Origin of the sequence: Streptomyces sp. NPDC050535 (genome assembly GCF_044457665.1) — a bacterium.
Lineage (GTDB): Bacteria > Actinomycetota > Actinomycetes > Streptomycetales > Streptomycetaceae > Streptomyces.
Window position 1 is genome coordinate 150,525 of the sequence record NZ_JBITHE010000011.1, and the last position, 17,026, is coordinate 167,550.

14 protein-coding genes are annotated in these 17,026 nt (G+C 71.5%); 8 read left to right on the forward strand and 6 right to left on the reverse strand.

What is annotated here, in order from left to right:
• Nucleotides 1-100: 100 nt before the first annotated feature.
• Nucleotides 101-1,747 carry an alkaline phosphatase D family protein gene (locus ACIBLC_RS24560; protein WP_399213311.1) on the forward strand — a complete coding sequence of 549 codons (1,647 nt, stop codon included), beginning with the start codon at nucleotides 101-103 and terminating at the stop codon, nucleotides 1,745-1,747.
• Between the two features lie 37 nt (nucleotides 1,748-1,784).
• On the opposite strand, the gene ACIBLC_RS24565 is transcribed toward ACIBLC_RS24560, so the two are convergent.
• A complete protein-coding gene (locus tag ACIBLC_RS24565; RefSeq protein WP_399213312.1) occupies nucleotides 1,785-2,786 on the reverse strand; it encodes a Gfo/Idh/MocA family protein in 1,002 nt (333 codons plus the stop codon).
• Nucleotides 2,787-3,055: 269 nt separating this feature from the next.
• On the opposite strand from ACIBLC_RS24565, the gene ACIBLC_RS24570 reads away from it, so the two are divergent.
• The 5 genes from ACIBLC_RS24570 (at nucleotide 3,056) to ACIBLC_RS24590 (ending at nucleotide 8,327) form a co-directional block, all read left to right on the forward strand.
• A complete protein-coding gene (locus ACIBLC_RS24570) occupies nucleotides 3,056-4,375 on the forward strand; it encodes a multidrug effflux MFS transporter (RefSeq protein WP_399213430.1) in 1,320 nt (439 codons plus the stop codon).
• Nucleotides 4,300-5,502 carry a serine hydrolase domain-containing protein gene (locus ACIBLC_RS24575; RefSeq protein WP_399213313.1) on the forward strand — a complete coding sequence of 401 codons (1,203 nt, stop codon included), beginning with the start codon at nucleotides 4,300-4,302 and terminating at the stop codon, nucleotides 5,500-5,502. Before ACIBLC_RS24570 ends, ACIBLC_RS24575 begins: the two co-directional genes overlap by 76 nt.
• 181 nt (nucleotides 5,503-5,683) lie before the next feature.
• Nucleotides 5,684-6,670, forward strand: a complete 987-nt coding sequence (locus ACIBLC_RS24580; protein ID WP_399213314.1) for a small ribosomal subunit Rsm22 family protein — start codon at nucleotides 5,684-5,686, stop codon at nucleotides 6,668-6,670.
• 67 nt (nucleotides 6,671-6,737) lie between these two features.
• On the forward strand, nucleotides 6,738-7,394 hold the full coding sequence (locus tag ACIBLC_RS24585; protein WP_399213315.1) for a TetR/AcrR family transcriptional regulator: 657 nt from the start codon (nucleotides 6,738-6,740) through the stop codon (nucleotides 7,392-7,394).
• Between the two features lie 195 nt (nucleotides 7,395-7,589).
• Nucleotides 7,590-8,327, forward strand: a complete 738-nt coding sequence (locus ACIBLC_RS24590; protein ID WP_399213316.1) for a bifunctional DNA primase/polymerase — start codon at nucleotides 7,590-7,592, stop codon at nucleotides 8,325-8,327.
• A gap of 42 nt (nucleotides 8,328-8,369) precedes the next feature.
• On the opposite strand, the gene ACIBLC_RS24595 is transcribed toward ACIBLC_RS24590, so the two are convergent.
• From ACIBLC_RS24595 to ACIBLC_RS24615, 5 genes are all read right to left on the reverse strand, one after another.
• Nucleotides 8,370-9,401 (reverse strand): hypothetical protein, encoded by a 1,032-nt coding sequence (locus tag ACIBLC_RS24595; RefSeq protein WP_399213317.1) that lies wholly within the window; start codon nucleotides 9,399-9,401, stop codon nucleotides 8,370-8,372.
• Nucleotides 9,349-10,239: an iron uptake transporter permease EfeU gene (gene efeU, locus ACIBLC_RS24600; protein ID WP_399213318.1), complete on the reverse strand. Its 891-nt coding sequence runs from the start codon at nucleotides 10,237-10,239 to the stop codon at nucleotides 9,349-9,351. The genes ACIBLC_RS24595 and efeU overlap by 53 nt, the downstream gene beginning before the upstream one ends.
• A 2-nt stretch (nucleotides 10,240-10,241) precedes the next feature.
• A complete protein-coding gene (efeB, locus tag ACIBLC_RS24605) occupies nucleotides 10,242-11,492 on the reverse strand; it encodes an iron uptake transporter deferrochelatase/peroxidase subunit (RefSeq protein ID WP_399213319.1) in 1,251 nt (416 codons plus the stop codon).
• 12 nt (nucleotides 11,493-11,504) lie between these two features.
• Nucleotides 11,505-12,656, reverse strand: coding sequence for an iron uptake system protein EfeO (efeO, locus tag ACIBLC_RS24610; protein ID WP_399213320.1), 1,152 nt, complete (start codon nucleotides 12,654-12,656; stop codon nucleotides 11,505-11,507).
• A 209-nt stretch (nucleotides 12,657-12,865) separates the two neighbouring features.
• A complete protein-coding gene (locus ACIBLC_RS24615) occupies nucleotides 12,866-13,897 on the reverse strand; it encodes a hemin ABC transporter substrate-binding protein (protein ID WP_399213321.1) in 1,032 nt (343 codons plus the stop codon).
• A gap of 123 nt (nucleotides 13,898-14,020) precedes the next feature.
• Between ACIBLC_RS24615 and ACIBLC_RS24620 the strand changes: the two genes are divergently transcribed.
• Together ACIBLC_RS24620 and ACIBLC_RS24625 are read left to right on the forward strand one after the other, a co-directional pair.
• On the forward strand, nucleotides 14,021-15,466 hold the full coding sequence (locus ACIBLC_RS24620) for an HtaA domain-containing protein (RefSeq protein ID WP_399213322.1): 1,446 nt from the start codon (nucleotides 14,021-14,023) through the stop codon (nucleotides 15,464-15,466).
• Nucleotides 15,467-15,521: 55 nt separating this feature from the next.
• The gene (locus ACIBLC_RS24625) at nucleotides 15,522-17,024 is read left to right on the forward strand and encodes an HtaA domain-containing protein (RefSeq protein ID WP_399213323.1); all 1,503 of its coding nucleotides are present in this window, start codon (nucleotides 15,522-15,524) and stop codon (nucleotides 17,022-17,024) included.
• Nucleotides 17,025-17,026 lie beyond the last annotated feature (2 nt).

A 17,026-nucleotide genomic window follows, 5' to 3' on the forward strand; every position in this document is an offset into this window, starting at 1 on the left:
ACTCACACGTCACCGTCACCCGGATGTTGTGTACGTGCCAATCTGGCGTTGACCCCGGCCACTCCAATGACGGGCACCACCACTGTCAGGGGAGGGCCAGATGACACCCGCAGGCCACGAGCATCCGTCTCAGCACGCCCCCGAACTCCGCGCGGTCGCCCGCCACATCGGGCGCCGCCGCTTCCTCACCCGGACCGCGGCGGCCGCCGCGATCGCCTTCGCCGCCAACCTGCCGACCGCGGGCGTGGCCGGTGCCGCCGAACTCGACGCCTCGAAGATCACCGGGGATCCCTTCACGACCGGGGTCGCCTCGGGCGACCCGCTGCCGGACTCCGTCCTCCTGTGGACGCGGCTCGCGCCCGCCCCGTACCAGCCGGACGGCGGCCTGCCCGCCGAACGCGTCACCGTGCACTGGGAGTTGGCCCACGACGACCGCTTCCGCCGGATCGTCAGACGCGGCACGGCCACCGCACACCCCGAGTTCGGCCACACCGTGCATGTGGAGGTCGACCACCTCGCCGCCGGCCGGGTCTTCTACTACCGCTTCCGCACCGGCGGCTGGATCAGCGAGACGGGGCGCACCCGCACCGCGCCCGCCGCGCACGCCCAGGTCTCCGCCCTCACGTTCGCCGCCGTCTCCTGCCAGTCGTACACGGACGGCTACTTCACCGCGTACGGCCATCTCGCCGAGGACGACGTCGACGTGGTCTTCCACCTCGGCGACTACCTGTACGAGTACGCGGTCAACTCCGCCGGCGGTTACCGCAACTACACCGACCGGGTCATCCCCGACCTCTACAACCACGAGACCCTGACCCTGGAGGACTACCGCCTGCGGTACGCCCTCTACAAGTCGGACCCGGACCTGCGCGCCGCGCACGCCGCGCACCCCTTCCTCGTCACCTGGGACGACCACGAGACCGAGAACAACTACGCCGACGACATCCCCGAGAACGACGTGCCGCCGGAGGAGTTCCTGCTGCGCCGCGCCTCCGCCTACCGCGCGTACTGGGAGAACCAGCCGCTGCGCCGCCCGCAGCGGCCGGCCGGGCCCGACATGCAGCTCTACCGGCGGCGGCAGTGGGGCAGGCTCGCCCAGTTCGACATCCTCGACACACGCCAGTACCGCTCCAACCAGGCCTACGGTGACGGGTCGGACCTCCCCGGCCCCGAGATCGACGACCCGACGCGCACGATGACCGGCGAGACCCAGGAGCGATGGCTGCTCGACGGCTGGCGCCGCTCGCGGGCGCTCTGGAACGTCGTCCCGCAGCAAGTCAACTTCTCCCAGAGGAAGTTGGACATCGCTCCGGTCGCCAGACTGTCGATGGACTCCTGGGACGGCTACCGCGCCTCACGCCGGCGCGTCCTCGACGGGGCGAAGGCGGCCGGGGTCGAGAACCTGATGGTGCTCACCGGCGACGTGCACGTGGCGTACGCCTACGACATCAAGGACGACTTCGACGACCAGGCGTCGGCCACCCTCGGCACGGAGATCGTCGCCACCTCGATCTCCAGCGGCCGGGACGGGGCCGACAAGCCCGCCACCTGGGACACGTACACCGGGGCCAACCCGCACATGAAGTTCTACAACGGGCGGCGCGGCTATGTGACCGTCGAGCTGGGCCGGGAGGCGGCCCGGGCGGACTTCAGGACGGTGACCGCCGTGACGACGCCGGGGGCGCCGGTCACGACGGCGGCGTCCTTCGTGACGGAGGTGGGGGAGCAGGGCCTCAAGCCCGCCTGATCCCCGGCAGGTTCGCTTCCGTGGGGCAGTGGGCGCGTCAGTTCGCGTCCGCGGGGTAGCGGACGCCGACGCGGTCCCGGATCGCGTCGAGCGTCCGCATCACGGCGAGGGTGCCCTCCAGGGGGACGAGCGGCGACTCGGTCTCGCCGGCCCGCAGCGCGCGCATGACCTCGGCGGCCTCGTGCCTGAGGCTGTTGCGGGGGCCGTGCGCCGGGTCGGCCGTGAACTCCTCGGGGTCCCGGCCCTCGCGGTGCACGACGAAGCGGTCCGCGAAGAAGAAACCGTCCGGGATGTCGATGCGGCCCGCGGAGCCGGTGATCGAGGCGGCGGTGGGAGTGCCGCCGGTGATGGAGCAGTGCACCGAAGCGAGAGCGCCGCTCTCGAAGGAGAGCACTGCTCCCGTCTGGAGATCAATGCCCTCGTCGGAGAGCACCGCTCTCGCGACGACGTCCGAGGGCTCCCCGAGCAGCAACTGCGCGAACGACACCGGATAGACGCCGAGATCGAGAAGCGCGCCGCCGCCCTGCGCCGGGTCGCGCAGCCGGTGCGCGGGCGAGATGGGCGCGGAGATCCCGAAGTCGGCCTGCACGGTGCGCACCTCACCGATCACACCGTCGTCGACGAGTGCCTTGAGCCGCCGGATCAGCGGATTGCAGTACGTCCACATCGCCTCCATCAGGAAGCGGTCGTGCCGCCGGGCGAGCGCGACGAGCTCCAGCGCCTCCCGCGAGTTCAGCGTGAACGCCTTCTCGCACAGCACATGGCGCCCCGCCTCCAGGCACATCCCGGCCGCCGCCCGGTGCGCCGAGTGCGGAGTGGCGACGTACACCACGTCCACGTCCGCGTCCTCGGCGAGGGACGCCCAGTCCCCGTACGCCTTCGGAATCCCGAACCGTTCCGCGAACGCCTTCGCCGAGGCGTCCGTCCGTGAGGCCACGGCCACCACCTCGGCGTCCGGCATGTCCACGAGATCAGCCGTGAACGCCGCGGCGATCCCGCCCGTCGCCAGAATCCCCCACCGCACGCGATCCACTGACATCTCCGGCCCCTCGCTCTGTGACCTCTGCGGTCTCCGTGACCCCTGTGGTCCCTGTGACCCCTGTGGTCTCCGTGACCACAGGGGTCTCCGTGACCTCTGTGGCCTCTATGGCCCCGAACACTGTGTTCGAACTGAGAGCATAGGTGGCGGATCACTCGGAGAGGGAGGGGCACATGTCCGAGCGCGGCCGTGCCACGCGGGAACGGCAGAGCCGGGAAGCCCGGGGAGGCCAGTCGATGCGTGTACCGGACACGACGGTCGCCGAGCCGATGGTCGCCGAGCCGACGGCCGTCGCCGCCTCACCCGGCCTGCGGGACACCGTCGCCCCGCGCCGCACCGGACTCCTCGTCACCCTGGTCCTCGGCGGGCTCACGGCCACACCCCCGCTGGCGATGGACATGTACCTCCCCTCGCTGCCCGCGGTCACCGAGTCCCTCGACGCTCCCGCCGCGACCGTGCAGCTCACCCTCACCACCTGCCTCGCGGGCATGGCGCTCGGGCAGCTGGTCGTCGGCCCGATGAGCGACAGGTGGGGCCGGCGCAGGCCGCTCCTCGTGGGCCTGGCCATCTACATCCTGGCCACCGCGCTGTGCGCCGTCGCCCCGAACATCGGGCTCCTCGTCGCCTTCCGCCTCGTCCAGGGCCTGGCGGGCGCGGCCGGAATCGTCATCGCGCGGGCGGTCGTCCGCGATCTCCACGACGGCATGGAGATGGCCCGCTTCTTCTCCACCCTCATGCTGATCTCCGGCGTCGCGCCCATCGTCGCGCCGCTCATCGGCGGGCAGATCCTGCGCGTCACCGACTGGCGGGGCGTGTTCGTGGTCCTCACGGTGGTCGGCATCGCGCTTACGGCGGTGGTCTGGTTCCGGCTGCCCGAGACCCTCGCACCCGCCGAACGGCACAGCGGCGGCGTGGGCGAGGCACTGCGTACGATGCGCGCACTGCTGGCCGACCGGGTCTTCACGGGGTACATGCTCACCGGCGGATTCACCTTCGCCGCGCTGTTCGCGTACATCGCCGCCTCGCCCTTCGTGATCCAGGAGATCTACGGAGCCTCCCCGCAGACCTTCAGCCTGCTCTTCGGCGTCAACTCGATCGGCCTGGTGATCGTCGGGCAGGTCAACGGCAGGATCCTGGTCGGCCGGGTCGGCCTCGACCGGGTTCTCGCCGTCGGCCTCGCGGTCGTCACCCTCGCCGCGACCGCGCTGCTGCTGATGTCAACGGGCGTTTTCGGCGAGGCCGGGCTCGTTCCGGTCGCCGCCGCGCTGTTCGTGCTGATGTCCGCGATGGGCGTGGCCCTGCCCAACACCCAGGCGCTGGCGCTGATGCGGGTCAGGCACGCCGCGGGTTCCGCTTCCGCGCTTCTCGGCACCACCTCCTTCCTCGTCGGGGCGATCGCCTCACCCCTCGTCGGCGTCGCCGGCGAGGACACCGCCGTCCCGATGGCCGTCGTCCAACTGGCGGCGGTACTGGTGGCCGCGGCCTGCTTCGTGGGACTGTGCCGTCCCTGGGAATGGGGGTCCTCCCGCTCGATCGCGGCCGAGAGCGGGGGAGTACGCACCTCGGACGGAAAGGCGGCGGACCGCTGAGCGCACCGAGACTGCGCATCGACTCACCGGAACGGGCCGGCCTCGACCCCGGAGAACTCGGACATCTCGTACGGGAGGTCCGCGCCCTCACCGGCGGAACGGATCCCTGGGCGGCCGGCGTCGTACTGGTCGCCGGTCGCGGCCCGGTCATCGCCGTCGAGGAGGCGGCGGGGTGGGCGGTCCGCTATGCCTCCTACGACGAGGAGTCGGAGACAGGGATCGAACTGCCGCCCGGGACACGGGTGCCCACGACCGTCCACACGCCCTTCGACCTGGCGTCCCTCACCAAACTGTTCACCGCGGTCGCCGCAGTGCAGCAACTGGAGCGCGGCACGCTCGGTATCGACGCGCGCGTCGGCGCCTACCTGCCGGACTTCCGCGCGGCCGTCGAACACGGCGTGACCGTACGGCAGTTACTCACCCACACCTCCGGGCTGCGCCCCGAACTCCCGCTGTACGACAGCCCGGACGACCGGGCGCGGCTCGCCATGCTCCGCGCGGAGGCACCCGTGTCGGAGCCGGGGGAGTACGTCTACTCGGACGTGAACCTGCTCCTCCTCCAGCACGTCCTGGAGCGCATCACCGGGCGCACGCTGGACGTCCTCGTGCGTGACGGGATCACCCGCCCGCTCGGGATGACGGCCACCTGCTTCGGACCCTGCCCGGGCGCGGCGGCCACCGAGGACCAGCGGTGGCCGTGGGCCAAGGCCGACCGGGGCATGCTGCGGGGTGTGGTCCACGACGAGAACGCGTGGGCGCTGGGGGGTGTGGCGGGCCACGCCGGGCTCTTCTCCACGGCCCGCGACCTCGCCGTCTTCTGCCGCACGATCCTCGCCGGCGGCTCCTACGGGCCCGCCCGCATCCTCGGCCCCGACTTCGTCGAACTCATGCTGACCCCGCCGGGCCTGGGCTTCGCCCTCGACCAGCCCTGGTTCATGGGCGCTCTCGCGGGGCGCGGCGCCGCGGGTCATACGGGCTTCACGGGCACGTCACTGGTACTTGACCCGGCGACGGACACCTTCCTGGTGCTGCTGGCGAACACGGTCCATCCCCGGCGCCGCCCCGCCGACAGCGCGCCGCGGGCGGCGGCCGCGACCCGGGTGGCCCGGGCGGTGCGGGGGGCCTGACTTCCAGCCCGTCCGGCGTTTGAGGACGAGGCCGTTCAGGCCGAAGCGGGGGCTCTGGGGGCGGCAGCCCCCGGGAGCGGGACGGGCAGGGGCGGAGGGGGCGAAAACGCCGCCCGTCCCAGCCCTGACGCCGGGTACGAAAGGGATCGGACCCCCGTCCGGCCAACCGTAGAATCACGGCGTGAACGCAGCCCCCGCCGAAACCCTCCGCTCCGCCCTCGCCGGCCTCCTCGACGGCCTCCCCCCGAAGGCGGCCACGCGGGCGGTCGAGCGGCTGATCGCGAACTACCGGGGGCACACCCCGACGCACACCCCGATCCTCCGCGACCGCTCGGACGTGGTCGCGTACGCCGCGTACCGGATGCCCGCGACGTTCGAGGCGGTACGCGCGGCCCTCGACGCGTTCGCGGACGCGGCGCCCGAGTGGTCCCCGGCGAGCCACGTGGACATCGGCGGCGGCACCGGCGCGGCGACCTGGGCGGTCAACGCGACCTGGGAGGGCGCGCGCCCCGTCACGGTGCTCGACTGGGCGGAACCGGCCCTCGTGCTGGGCCGGGAGATCGCCGCGGCGAACCCGGAGCTGAAGTCCGCCGAGTGGCACCGCTCTCGTATCGGAGCGGCGCTCACCGTCGAGAGCACTGATCTCGTCACCGTCTCCTACGTCCTGGGCGAGCTCACCGGCGCCGACCGCGCCTCCGTCGTCGACGCCGCCGCGTCCGCCGCCCAGGCCGTCGTGATCATCGAGCCGGGCACCCCCGACGGCTACGCCCGTGTCATCGAGGCCCGGGACCGCCTGATCGGCGCCGGGTTCCGTATCGCCGCGCCCTGTCCGCACAGCGCGGGCTGCCCGATCGTCCCCGGCGAGGACTGGTGCCACTTCTCGGCCCGGGTGAGCCGTTCCTCCCTGCACCGCCAGGTCAAGGGCGGCTCCCTGCCGTACGAGGACGAGAAGTTCAGCTATGTCGCCGCGACCCGTTTCCCGTCGGACCCGGCGCCGTCCCGCGTCGTCCGCAAGCCGCAGATCCGCAAGGGCCAGGTGCTGCTCGACCTGTGCGAGACCGAGCCGTCCCTCCGGCGGGAGACGGTGACCAAGCGGCACGGGCTCCTGTACCGGGCGGCCCGCGACGCGGACTGGGGCGACGCGTGGCCGCCGCCCCAGGGGGACTAGCTCCGTTCCTCCGCCGGGCACCCTTCCGGCGAGACGCATCGTCTTGTCAGCCTGGTAAATTCGCGCCATGGTCCCAGAGCCCACCACCTCGCCCACCCCGCCCGCCCCGCCCTCGGGCAAGCCCGCCCCCGACTCCACCCGCCGCAGCGAGAAGTCCCGCCGCGCGATCTACGACGCCGCCCTCGCCCTCGTCGGCGAGGTCGGGTACCCGAAGACCACCATCGAGGGCATCGCCGCCCGTGCCGGCGTCGGCAAGCAGACGATCTACCGCTGGTGGTCCTCGAAGGCGGAGGTACTGCTCGACGCCTTCATGGACCTCGGGGAGCAGGCCGCACGCGATACCGGGCAGGAGCCGTACGAGATCCCGGACACCGGAGATCTGGCGGCCGACCTCAAGCTCGTCCTGCGGGCCACCGTCGACGAACTCCTCGACCCGAAGTTCGAGATCCCCTCGCGCGCGCTGGCCGCCGAGGGCGTCGTCAACGAACAGGTGGGCGTCGAGTTCGTGACAAGGCTCCTCGAACCCTCGCTCCAGCTCTATGTGAAGCGGCTGCGTTCCGCCCAGGAGGAAGGCCAGGTGCGCCAAGACATCGACCCCCGTATCGCCCTGGAGCTCTTCGTCTCGCCGCTCGCCCAGCGCTGGCTCCAGCGCACCGGCCCGATCGGTCACGCCTACACGGACACCCTCGTCGACTACGCCCTCCACGGCATCGCCCCGCGCTGACCGGCCGACGCTGACCGGCCGACGGCCACGCGCCGCGTCAGCGAGATAAATCACAGCAAAACATGGGAAGGCGCCTGATTTACGCCGTCGGCGCATCGCCCCCACCCACCCCGGATGTCAGCTCTGGCCACCCGGGGCGCAGGATGGTGGGACCATGAGGCAAGACGTGGTTCCTACCGCCAGGCGAGGGGATATATGAGCGCGGAGTTCGGCAGCCGTTCCGGTGCGCAGGGCAGGATCTCCCAGTGGCTGCGCGGACGCCGTCCCAAGGAGACCGCCGACGACGACGGCGGTCGTGAGGCCCTGCTGCTCGCCGCTGCCGCCGCCGGACTGCCGCTCGCGCAGGCCGCGTACCCCTCCGGTTACCGGTGCTCCTGTGACCGCGTCGGCTGTCCCACCCCCGCGCGCCACCCCGTCTCCTTCGCCTGGCAGACCCAGTCGACGACCGACCGCGCCCAGATCGAGCGGTGGGCCCGGCACCAGCCGCAGGCCAACTTCATCACCGCGACCGGCATGGTGCACGACGTGCTCGACGTGCCCCTGGAAGCGGGGCGCGAGGCGCTGGAGCGACTGCTGGCCTCCGGGATCGACGTCGGGCCCGTCGCCCGGTCCGGCACCGACCGCATGCTCTTCTTCACGGCCACCCGCGGTACGCCCGAGGTCGAGGACGAGTGGTGGCCCTGCGAGCTGGACTGCCACCCCGAGACGATGGACGAGCACCCGGGGCTGCGCTGGCACTGCCGCGGTTCGTACGTCCTGGTGCCGCCGGCCCAGCTCCCCGGTGACCTGTCGGTCGACTGGGTGCGGGGCCCCGAGCATCCGCTGCCGGACCCGCTCACCATCCTCGAGATGCTGACCGACGCCTGCGCCCGCTACGTCGGCGACGGCTCGGACCACTCGGACCAGCTCGCCGCCTGGCCCCACCGGGGCTGAAGGGGCCGAAGGGGCTGAAATCCCGAACGGGGGCCGGGCGGCCTACTCGCCCTTGGCCCCCGTCAGGCCCTGCACCCGGCTCAGGAACTCCACCCGCTGGTCCCCCGAGCCCTTCGCCGGGTCCAGCACCGCTTCGTTGGAGACGAACTCCAGCGTGAGGGACTGCTTCACCTCGCCGGTCATCAACGCCTTGATGTTCTCGTCGCTGACAGTGATGTTGACGCCCCGCGCCGCGGTCTGCTTCTCGAAGTGGCGCGTGGCGAAGAAGACCAGCGCGCCGCCGTCCTTGGTGCGCAGCCCGACCGGCGCGTAGTCGCCGGAGTTCAGCGGCTCGTCCACGTACTGCCGGGCCAGACCCGGCCTGCTCGCGTTCTTCTCGCGCAGCGCCCGCCACGCGGAGGTGTGCGCGCCCGGCGCGAAGGTGTCGCCGCCACTCGCCAGGTAGGTCGTGTACGCCCGGCCCAGTTCGGCCGGCGCGATCGCGAGGGCCGCGTCGTCCGCCGTGACCGGCTGCGCCCAGCCGTCCGCGTCCTTCTCGAACTCCGGTACGTCGGCGCCGGCGAGCACGGTCAGGTACGAGGCCTCCCACACGTCGCTCGCGCTGCCCCGGGTGAACACGATCAGCCAACGGCTGCCGTCCGAGCCCCTGTCGGCCCGGGTGTCGGCGAGGAACCAGCGGGGCCAGCCCGCCTTCTCGGGGATGGTGAACTTCGCGTCGGTCAGCACCAGCGGGGAGTGCGCGGGGTTGCCCGCCGGGTTGTTCTCGTGCCCGGCCTCCAGCTTCGCGCCGTCGATGTCGGCGAGCGGGCCGGTGACCTGTCCGGCGTCCAGCGAGCGGTCGTACGCCTTGTCCGCCGCGTTGTAGGCGGTGGTGAACTCCTTGAGCGCGCCGGCGGCCTCCGGCTCGGTCGCCGCCGGCACGATCTCCCGCTCCCCGTGCACCACCACGCAACCGCTCGCCGTCAAGGACAGAACGGTCACCGTGCCCGTCGCCAGGGCGAATCGGCCGAGACCGCGAAGTCTACGAAGCCTCCGACCGGTGCGATCCCCGCGAACCCTGCGATCCCTGCTCATCAGGCGTCTTCACCCTCCCCTTCCCGGAGGCGAACCCTACCGGGGCAAGGAAAAACGCGAGCGTCGGGACCAGATACAGCGCCCACACCGTGACCTGGAGGACGGTCGGATCGGGCTGGAAGTTGAAGACGCCCTTGAGCAGGGTGCCGTACCAACTGTCCGGCGGGATGGCGCCGCTGACGTCGAACGCCCTGTTCGTCAGGCCCGGCAGGAAGTCGGCCTCCTGGAGATCGTGGAAGCCGTACGCCAGCACACCCGCGGCGACGACGACCAGCATGCCGCCGGTCCAGGTGAAGAACTTGGCCAGGTTGATCCGCAGCGCGCCCCGGTAGAAGAGCCAGCCGAGGACGACCGCGGTGGCCAGGCCGAGCAGCGCGCCGAGGAGCGGCTCGAAGGTGCCGTCCTCGGAACCGGCCGCGTGCACCGACGTCCACACGAACAGCGAGGTCTCCAGGCCCTCCCGGCCGACCGCCAGGAACGCCGTGACCACCAGGGCGCCCGTGCCCATCAGCAGCGCCGAGTCCAGCCTGCCGTGCAGTTCGGACCTCAGATGCCGCGCGGTGCGCCGCATCCAGAAGACCATCCAGGTCACCAGGCCCACGGCCACGATCGACAGCGAACCGCCGAGCGCCTCCTGTGCCTTGAACGTCATCTCCTGGGAGCCGTACTCCAGGCCGAAGCCGAAGCCGAGCGAGATCAGCACCGCGGCGGCGATGCCGGTCCAGATCGGCCGCAGGGCCTCGCGGTGCCCGGTCTTCACCAGGTAGGCGATGAGGATGCAGACGACCAGGCTGGCCTCGAGGCCTTCACGCAGGCCGATCAGATAGTTCGCGAACACGGCTACGCCTCCTTGGAGAACAGCGCCCGGCCCCACCAGTCGTCCTTGTCCCGGACGCCCGGTGGGATCGCGAAGACCGCCGAACCCACGTGCTGGATGTACTCGTTGAGCGGGTCGGCGGCCAGGCTGCGCTGCACCGGGACGAAGCCGGTGCGCACATCGCGCTGGTACGCGAGGAAGAACAGGCCCGCGTCCAGGCGGCCGAGGCCGTCCGTGCCGTCGGTGAAGGAGTAGCCGCGGCGCAAGAGCGTCGCCCCGTCGTTGGAGTCGGGGTGCGCGAGCCGTACGTGCGCGTCGGGCTTCATCGCCTTCAGGAACGGCTCGTCGCGCTCCTTCGCCCTGCCGACCGGGGCGCCCTCGCCCTTGTCGCGGCCGAAGATGTCCTCCTGCTCCTGGAGCGGAGTCCGGTCCCAGGTCTCGATGTTCATCCGGATCCGCCGGGCGACGAGGTAGGAACCCCCGGCCATCCAGGCCGTGCCGTCCTTCCCGTCCGCCCACACGAACTTCTTCAGCCGGTCGGTCTCCGTCCCCGCGATGTTGCGGGTGCCGTCCTTGAAGCCCATGAGGTTACGAGGGGTCTGCGCGTCCGGGGTCGTCGAGGAGGTCTTGCCGAAGCCCAGCTGGGACCAGCGCATGACGACCTTGCCGAAGCCGATCCGGGCGAGGTTGCGGATCGCGTGTACCGCGACCTGCGGGTCGTCCGCGCAGGCCTGGACGCACAGATCGCCGCCGCTGCGGTTCCCGTCCAGGTTGTCGCCCGCGAACTTCGGCAGGTCGACGAGGGCCTCCGGCCGCTGTTCCGCCAGGCCGAACTTGTCGAACAGGGAAGGCCCGAAGCCGATCGTCAGCGTCAGCCGCGAGGGATCGAGGCCCAGCGCCTCGCCGGTGTCGTCCGGCGGTGCCTCCGCGAGGCCGCCGTACGCCCCCTCGCCGACCGCCTGCCCGGCGGTGACCCGCCGAGCCGCCTCGGTCCAGTCCTTCAGGAGCTGGACGAACTCGGCGCGGTCGTCCGTCTTCACGTCGAACGCGGCGAAGTGCAGCCGGTCCTGGACCGGTGTCGCGATGCCCGCCTGGTTCGCTCCGTGGAAGGCGATCGCGCCGCCGGACCCGGAGCCCGCCGGATCGACGTCGCCGCCGGTACGGGTCATCGCCACCGCGCCACCGGCAGCGGCGGCACCGAGCGCGAGCCCGGCGCCGCCCCAGCCGATCAGCGAACGCCGGGAGGGAGTGGAACCGCTGGAGGTGTCCGTCATGGTGGCCCCCGCCTACTTCACGACGGCGGCGGCGAGCTTGGAGAGCGGCTCGGCGAGCGCGTTGACCGCGTCCGAGAGCTCCTTGCGGTCGGCGTCGCCGACCTTGTCGTACGAGGTGAAGTCGTAGGAGGTCTTGTCCGCGCGGTAGTTGTCGAGCAGCGTGTCCAACGCGGCGAACTGCTTGTCCAGTTCCTTCGTCAGCGCCGCGTCGTTCTCGGCGGCGACCGGCTTGAGAAGCGTGTACGACTTCTCCGCGCCCTCGACGTTGGCCTTGAAGTCGACCAGGTCGGTGTGCGAGTAACGCTCCTCCTCGCCGGTGACCTTGCCGGTGGCGACCTCGTCGAGGAGTTCCTTGGCGCCGTTGCCCATGGAGGTCGGGGTGATCTCGGCCTTGCCGACACGCTTCTGCCAGTCGGTCAGGTCAGTCACCAACTGGTCGGCGAGCTCGGAGTCCCGGTCGGTGAGCTTCTTGTCCTTCCAGAGCGAGCGCTCCAGACGGTGCCAGCCGGTCCAGTCCGTCTCCAGGTCCTGGCCCTCCTCCAGACCGTCCTCACGGAGGTCGACCTTCGGGTCGATGTCACCGAAGGACTCGGCGACCGGCTCGGTGCGCTCCCAGCCGATGCGCGAGGGGGCGTAAGCCTTCTTCGCGGCCTCCAGGTCGCCGGCCTTCACGGCGTCGGTGAAGACCTTGACCTTGGGCAGCGTCTCGTCGGCCTGCGCCTGCGCGTACGCGCGGTAGGCGGCGACGGCCTCGTCGAGCCGCGGGTCGCGCTTGGCGACCGTGCCGCCGGTGGCCTTGACGTCCTGGCGGATGCCGTCGCCCTTCATGCCCGGCTTGCAGGCGATCGTGTAGTCGCCGGCCTTCACTTCGGCGGTGACCTTCTGCTTGGTGCCCGGGCCGATGTTCTCGCGTTCGGTGACGATCCGGTCGTCCGGGAAGAGGAGGTAGACCTCGGTCACCTTGGAGCCCTTGTTCTCGATGGCGATCTCGACGTGCCCGGAGGGGAACTCCTTCTTGGACACCTCGCACGAGGAGTCGGTGGCGGTCACCTCGATGACGCCGTCACCGCTCTTGGCGTCGCTCTTCTCGGTGCAGCCGGTGACGGCTGTCAGGGCGGCCGCGGCGGCGACAGCGGTGGCGACGGAGAGACGGACGGGGCGCATCGGGGCTCCAGGCGAGGGCTCAGCGGGTCATGGAGAAACCACAGATCGGGGTAAGGCGGACCTAACTTAACTGAGGCTTACCGGAGTGCTACCCGCACGTCCAGTGATTCAGCTCTCATGAACGGTGCGGGAACACGGCCAGATCTCGGTGGCTCAATCCGCTCCCCACGAATGGGCAAAGAACGGGTCAAGAACCCCTTCACGCGCCCCTATTCGGCATCCCCGTACAACTGCTCGACGATCGACTTCAGCACCTCGTCCGTGCGCGGCCCGTAGTTGAGGAGCACGCCGTCCTCGATCGAGACGACCCGGCGTGCCATCCCGGCCGGGGTCTGCGCGACGCCGGGAATCCCGACCAGGCCGTCGATCCCGCCGACCGACTCGAGTCCCTTGCTCATCACGAGGATCGCGTCGGGGGCCGCCTTGGCGAGTGCCTCGGCGGTGATGGTCGTGAAGTCCTTCGTCAGGCCCGACTCGGCGCCCGCGTCGATCGCTCCGGCCGCTTGGAGAAGCGAGGTGGCTCCCGAGCCCTTGCCGCCGATGAGGTAGACGGAGGCGGAGCCGCGGACGTAGAGGAAGGCGACGCGCGGATGCTCCTCGCGGGCCGCGATCGCCGCGCGTACGGCGGCGATCCGGTCCTGTGACCGCTTGGTGAGCCGCTTCCCGTCGGCCGGTACGCCGAGGGCGTCGGCCACCGCCCGGATGCGCGGGCCCACGTCGTCGAGGCCCTGCGCCGGGTCGACGACCAGGACCGGGATGCCCGCGTCGCGGATCTGCTCCATGGCCTCGTCGGGCCCGGTGGTCGTCTCGGCGAGGACGAGATCCGGCCTGAGGGAGAGCACGCTCTCGGCGGAGACGTCGTGGTTGCGGGTGACGACCGGCAGCTTCGCCGCCTGGGTGAAGGTGGCGGTGATGTCACGGGCGACGACCCGGTCGCCGAGCCCGAGCGTGAAGACGATCTCGCTGAGGCTGCCGGAGAGTGGGACGATCCGGTCGGCGGAGCCGATCGTCACCCGCTTGCCGTCGGACGAGCCGACGGTGACGGGGAGTTGGGGCTTCGCCGGGTTCGTGAGGGGTTCGACCCGGTCGGCTGTGGCCGAGGCCGAGGCGAGAGCCTTCCTCGCGGACTTCGGGCTCTCGGCGGAGCCCCCGCATCCGGTCGCGGCCGTCAGGAGCGCGAGCGCGGACAGCAGGGCGCCCGCCATTCGTGTGCGCCGCCGGTGTGCTGACCCGTCACTCATCCTCGTCCATCCGTCCTCTCGGCCCTCTTCCGGCATCTGCGGAGATAGCTTAGGTTAGCCTTACCTTCCTACCTTTCCAGCCGGTCAGTGGCCGGATCCTGACTTCATACCCGGAGGACACCCATGTCCGTGCGCCTGAGGGCCCTGATCGGCGCGGTCTGTGCGGTCGTGCTGGGAGCTCTGCCGGGAGCACTGCTCACCGCCACCGCGGCGCACGCCGCCGGCCGGGGCGTCCAGGGCGGCCGGCTCGACTGGGGCATCAAGTCCTCCTTCCAGAGCTATGTCACCGGGCCGATCGCCAAGGGGAGTTACTCCCTCACCGGCGGGGCGGCCACGGTCGGCGCGAGCCAGTTCCGCTTCCACTCGGCGACGGGCACCTACGACGGCGACACCGGTGCCTTCTCCGCCTCCTTCTCCGGCGGGGTCCACTTCGTCGGACACAAGGACGCCGGCGGCGGCTACCAGCTCGACCTGACGATCAGCCGCCCCACCGTCCGCGTCTCCGGCGGCAGCGGCACCCTCTACGTCGACATCACCAGCAAGGCGAAGGGCACCGGGGCGGTCACGACGTCCTCGCAGGTGCCCTTCGCCTCCCTCTCCCTGGGCGGGATCGACATGTCGGGCGGCGGCACCGCCGTCCAGCTCAACAACCTTCCCGCCACGCTGACTTCACAGGGCGCGCGGTCCTTCGCCGGGTACTACACGGCTGGGACCGCGCTGGACCCGGTGAGCCTGTCCGCGGACGTGGCGGCCGCGGCCGGCACACCGAAGGCGTCGAGCACACCCACGCCCACGGCCACGAAGTCCGCCCGGAAGAAGGAGACTTCGGGCGCCATCGCGAACGGCGCCGTCGACTGGGGCGTACGCCGCACCTTCCGGGAGTACGTCACCGGCGACATCGCGCGGGGCAAGTGGACCCTGTCGTCGGGAGCCCAGGACGGCGGCGCGCTCTTCCGCTTCCCCCGCGGTGAGGGGACGTACGGGAAGAGCGACCGCTCGCTGGAGGCGCGGTTCGAGGGCGCGGTGCGCTTCACCGGTGAACAGGGCCTCGACCTGAGGCTGAGCGGCCTCCGGGTGACCGTCAAGGACGCCAAGGGCACGCTGTACGCCGATGTGGCCGGCGCTGACTTCAACGGCAGGAAGGTCGCGCTCGCCACCTTCACCGCGAAGGACTTCACCCCGCGCGAGGACCTCGTGGAGCTGACCGAGGCGCCGACGAAGCTCACCGCACAGGGCGCGAAGGCCTTCGGCGGGATGTACCGGGCGGGCACCGCGATGGACCCCCTCTCGCTCGCCGTCGCCCTCACCGACGACGCGGCGCTGCCCGCCCTGCCCGACCTGGGCAGCTCGGCCGGCGGGAGCGCCTCCCCCTCGGCCGCCGGAACACCGGCCGGGACCGACACGACCGAGACCGACACCTCCGAGGCCGCCGCCGACACCTCCGACGGCGCACCGGTCCTTCCCATCGGCCTGCTGGCCGGCTTCCTGCTGGTGGCGGGCGCGGCCTTCGCGTTCGTCCTCCGCGGGCGCCGGGCCCGAGCGGCCGCGGCGGTCCCCGACGAGGACTGAACCCCCTTATACCGTCCGCCGTTTCGCGGACCACCCGACAAGGAGAACCACCTTCATGTCCGTCAGAGCACGCCGTCCCCTCGCCCTCGCCGCAGCCGTCGCGACGGCCGCCGCACTGGGTGCCACCGCGCTCGCCACCATCGGCGCCTCCACCGCGGCGGCGGCCGAAACCCCGCTCACCGGCTACGAGTTGACGTGGGGCATCAAGGAGTCGTACCGCTCGTACGTGACCGGCGCCTACGCGCAGGGCACCTTCACGACGGCGGACGGCGCCACCCAGGCCGCGAGCAACGGCGCGTTCACCTTCGTGGACGGCACCGGCACCTACGACACCACCGCGCACACGCTCGGCCTCGGCTTCAAGGGCAGCCTGAACGTCGTCTCCAAGGCGCACGGCTTCGACATCACCCTCACCGACGTGAAGTTCGACAGCGCCAGCACCGAGATCACCGCCGACGTGACGAAGACGACCACGCCGGCGACGGGCTCGACGCCGGTCACCACGAAGTCGGACGACGTGCCGCTCGCCACGGTCACCGTCACGCGTGACATGAAGGACATGGCGACCAAGCTCACGGCCGAGGCGGCGGACGTCCTCGGCAGCGCGAGCTACAAGGACGCGGTCGGCGACCCGGTGACGCTGGTGCAGAAGACCGTGTCCCAGTCGCCGACGCCGACCGTGACGCCGACCCCCACGCCGACGCGGACCACGACTCCGTCGCCGACCGCCACGCGGACCACGACGCCTTCGCCCACGCAGACGAGCGCCTCGCCCTCCGAGAGCGCCGCCACCAAGGGCGACATCGTCGACGGCGCCCTCGGCTGGGGCGTGAAGCAGTCCTTCCGTACGTACGTCGTGGACGGCGTCGCCAAGGGGAAGATCACCGCGTCGGGCGGCGCGACCCAGGCCACCGGCAACGGCGTCTTCACCTTCGTGGACGGCACCGGCACCTACGACACGGACGCCGGCACCCTCTCCGCCGCCTTCGAGGGCTCGGTGAACTTCAAGGGCCACGAGGAGAACGGCGAGTACGGCCTCGACCTCACCCTCAGCGACCTCAAGGCGGAACTCGACGGCGGCTCGGGCGAGTTGACCGCCGATGTCGAGAGCCTCGGCGAGAAGTCCGACGACGTCGTCCTCGCGAAGCTCAAGGCCGCCTCGGCCGAACTGACCGTTGACGACGACGTCATCGCCGTCGACGACGTCACGGCCACCCTGACGGACGCGGGCGCCGAGGCGTTCGGCGGCTTCTACACGGCCGGCGCCGAGCTCGACCCGGTGGACCTGTCGGTGGCGCTGAGCGAGGACGCCCAACTCCCGTCCGACGACGAGTCGGAGACCGCCGGCACCGGTGGCACGTCGGGCACGTCCGGGACCACGGGCGGCACCGGCACCACCGGCTCCACGACGGGAGGCACGACCGGGGGCACGGGCGGTTCGCTCGCCTCGACCGGCTCGGACGTGCCGGCGGGCGCGCTCGGTGCCGCGGCGGCCGTGACCGTCGCGGCGGGCGCGGGTGTGGTCGTCGCGGTGCGCAGGAGGCGGCTGGCTTCGTAGTC

Bases quoted from the DNA above. Each gene is read 5' to 3' on its own strand.
- ACIBLC_RS24560 (WP_399213311.1), top strand. From the start codon at position 101: ATGACACCCGCAGGCCACGAGCATCCGTCTCAGCACGCCCCCGAACTC.
- ACIBLC_RS24565 (WP_399213312.1), bottom strand. From the start codon at position 2,786: ATGTCAGTGGATCGCGTGCGGTGGGGGATTCTGGCGACGGGCGGGATC.
- ACIBLC_RS24570 (WP_399213430.1), top strand. From the start codon at position 3,056: ATGGTCGCCGAGCCGACGGCCGTCGCCGCCTCACCCGGCCTGCGGGAC.
- ACIBLC_RS24575 (WP_399213313.1), top strand. From the start codon at position 4,300: ATGGGGGTCCTCCCGCTCGATCGCGGCCGAGAGCGGGGGAGTACGCAC.
- ACIBLC_RS24585 (WP_399213315.1), top strand. From the start codon at position 6,738: ATGGTCCCAGAGCCCACCACCTCGCCCACCCCGCCCGCCCCGCCCTCG.
- ACIBLC_RS24590 (WP_399213316.1), top strand. From the start codon at position 7,590: ATGAGCGCGGAGTTCGGCAGCCGTTCCGGTGCGCAGGGCAGGATCTCC.
- ACIBLC_RS24595 (WP_399213317.1), bottom strand. From the start codon at position 9,401: ATGAGCAGGGATCGCAGGGTTCGCGGGGATCGCACCGGTCGGAGGCTT.
- efeB (WP_399213319.1), bottom strand. From the start codon at position 11,492: ATGACGGACACCTCCAGCGGTTCCACTCCCTCCCGGCGTTCGCTGATC.
- efeO (WP_399213320.1), bottom strand. From the start codon at position 12,656: ATGCGCCCCGTCCGTCTCTCCGTCGCCACCGCTGTCGCCGCCGCGGCC.
- ACIBLC_RS24615 (WP_399213321.1), bottom strand. From the start codon at position 13,897: ATGAGTGACGGGTCAGCACACCGGCGGCGCACACGAATGGCGGGCGCC.
- ACIBLC_RS24620 (WP_399213322.1), top strand. From the start codon at position 14,021: ATGTCCGTGCGCCTGAGGGCCCTGATCGGCGCGGTCTGTGCGGTCGTG.
- ACIBLC_RS24625 (WP_399213323.1), top strand. From the start codon at position 15,522: ATGTCCGTCAGAGCACGCCGTCCCCTCGCCCTCGCCGCAGCCGTCGCG.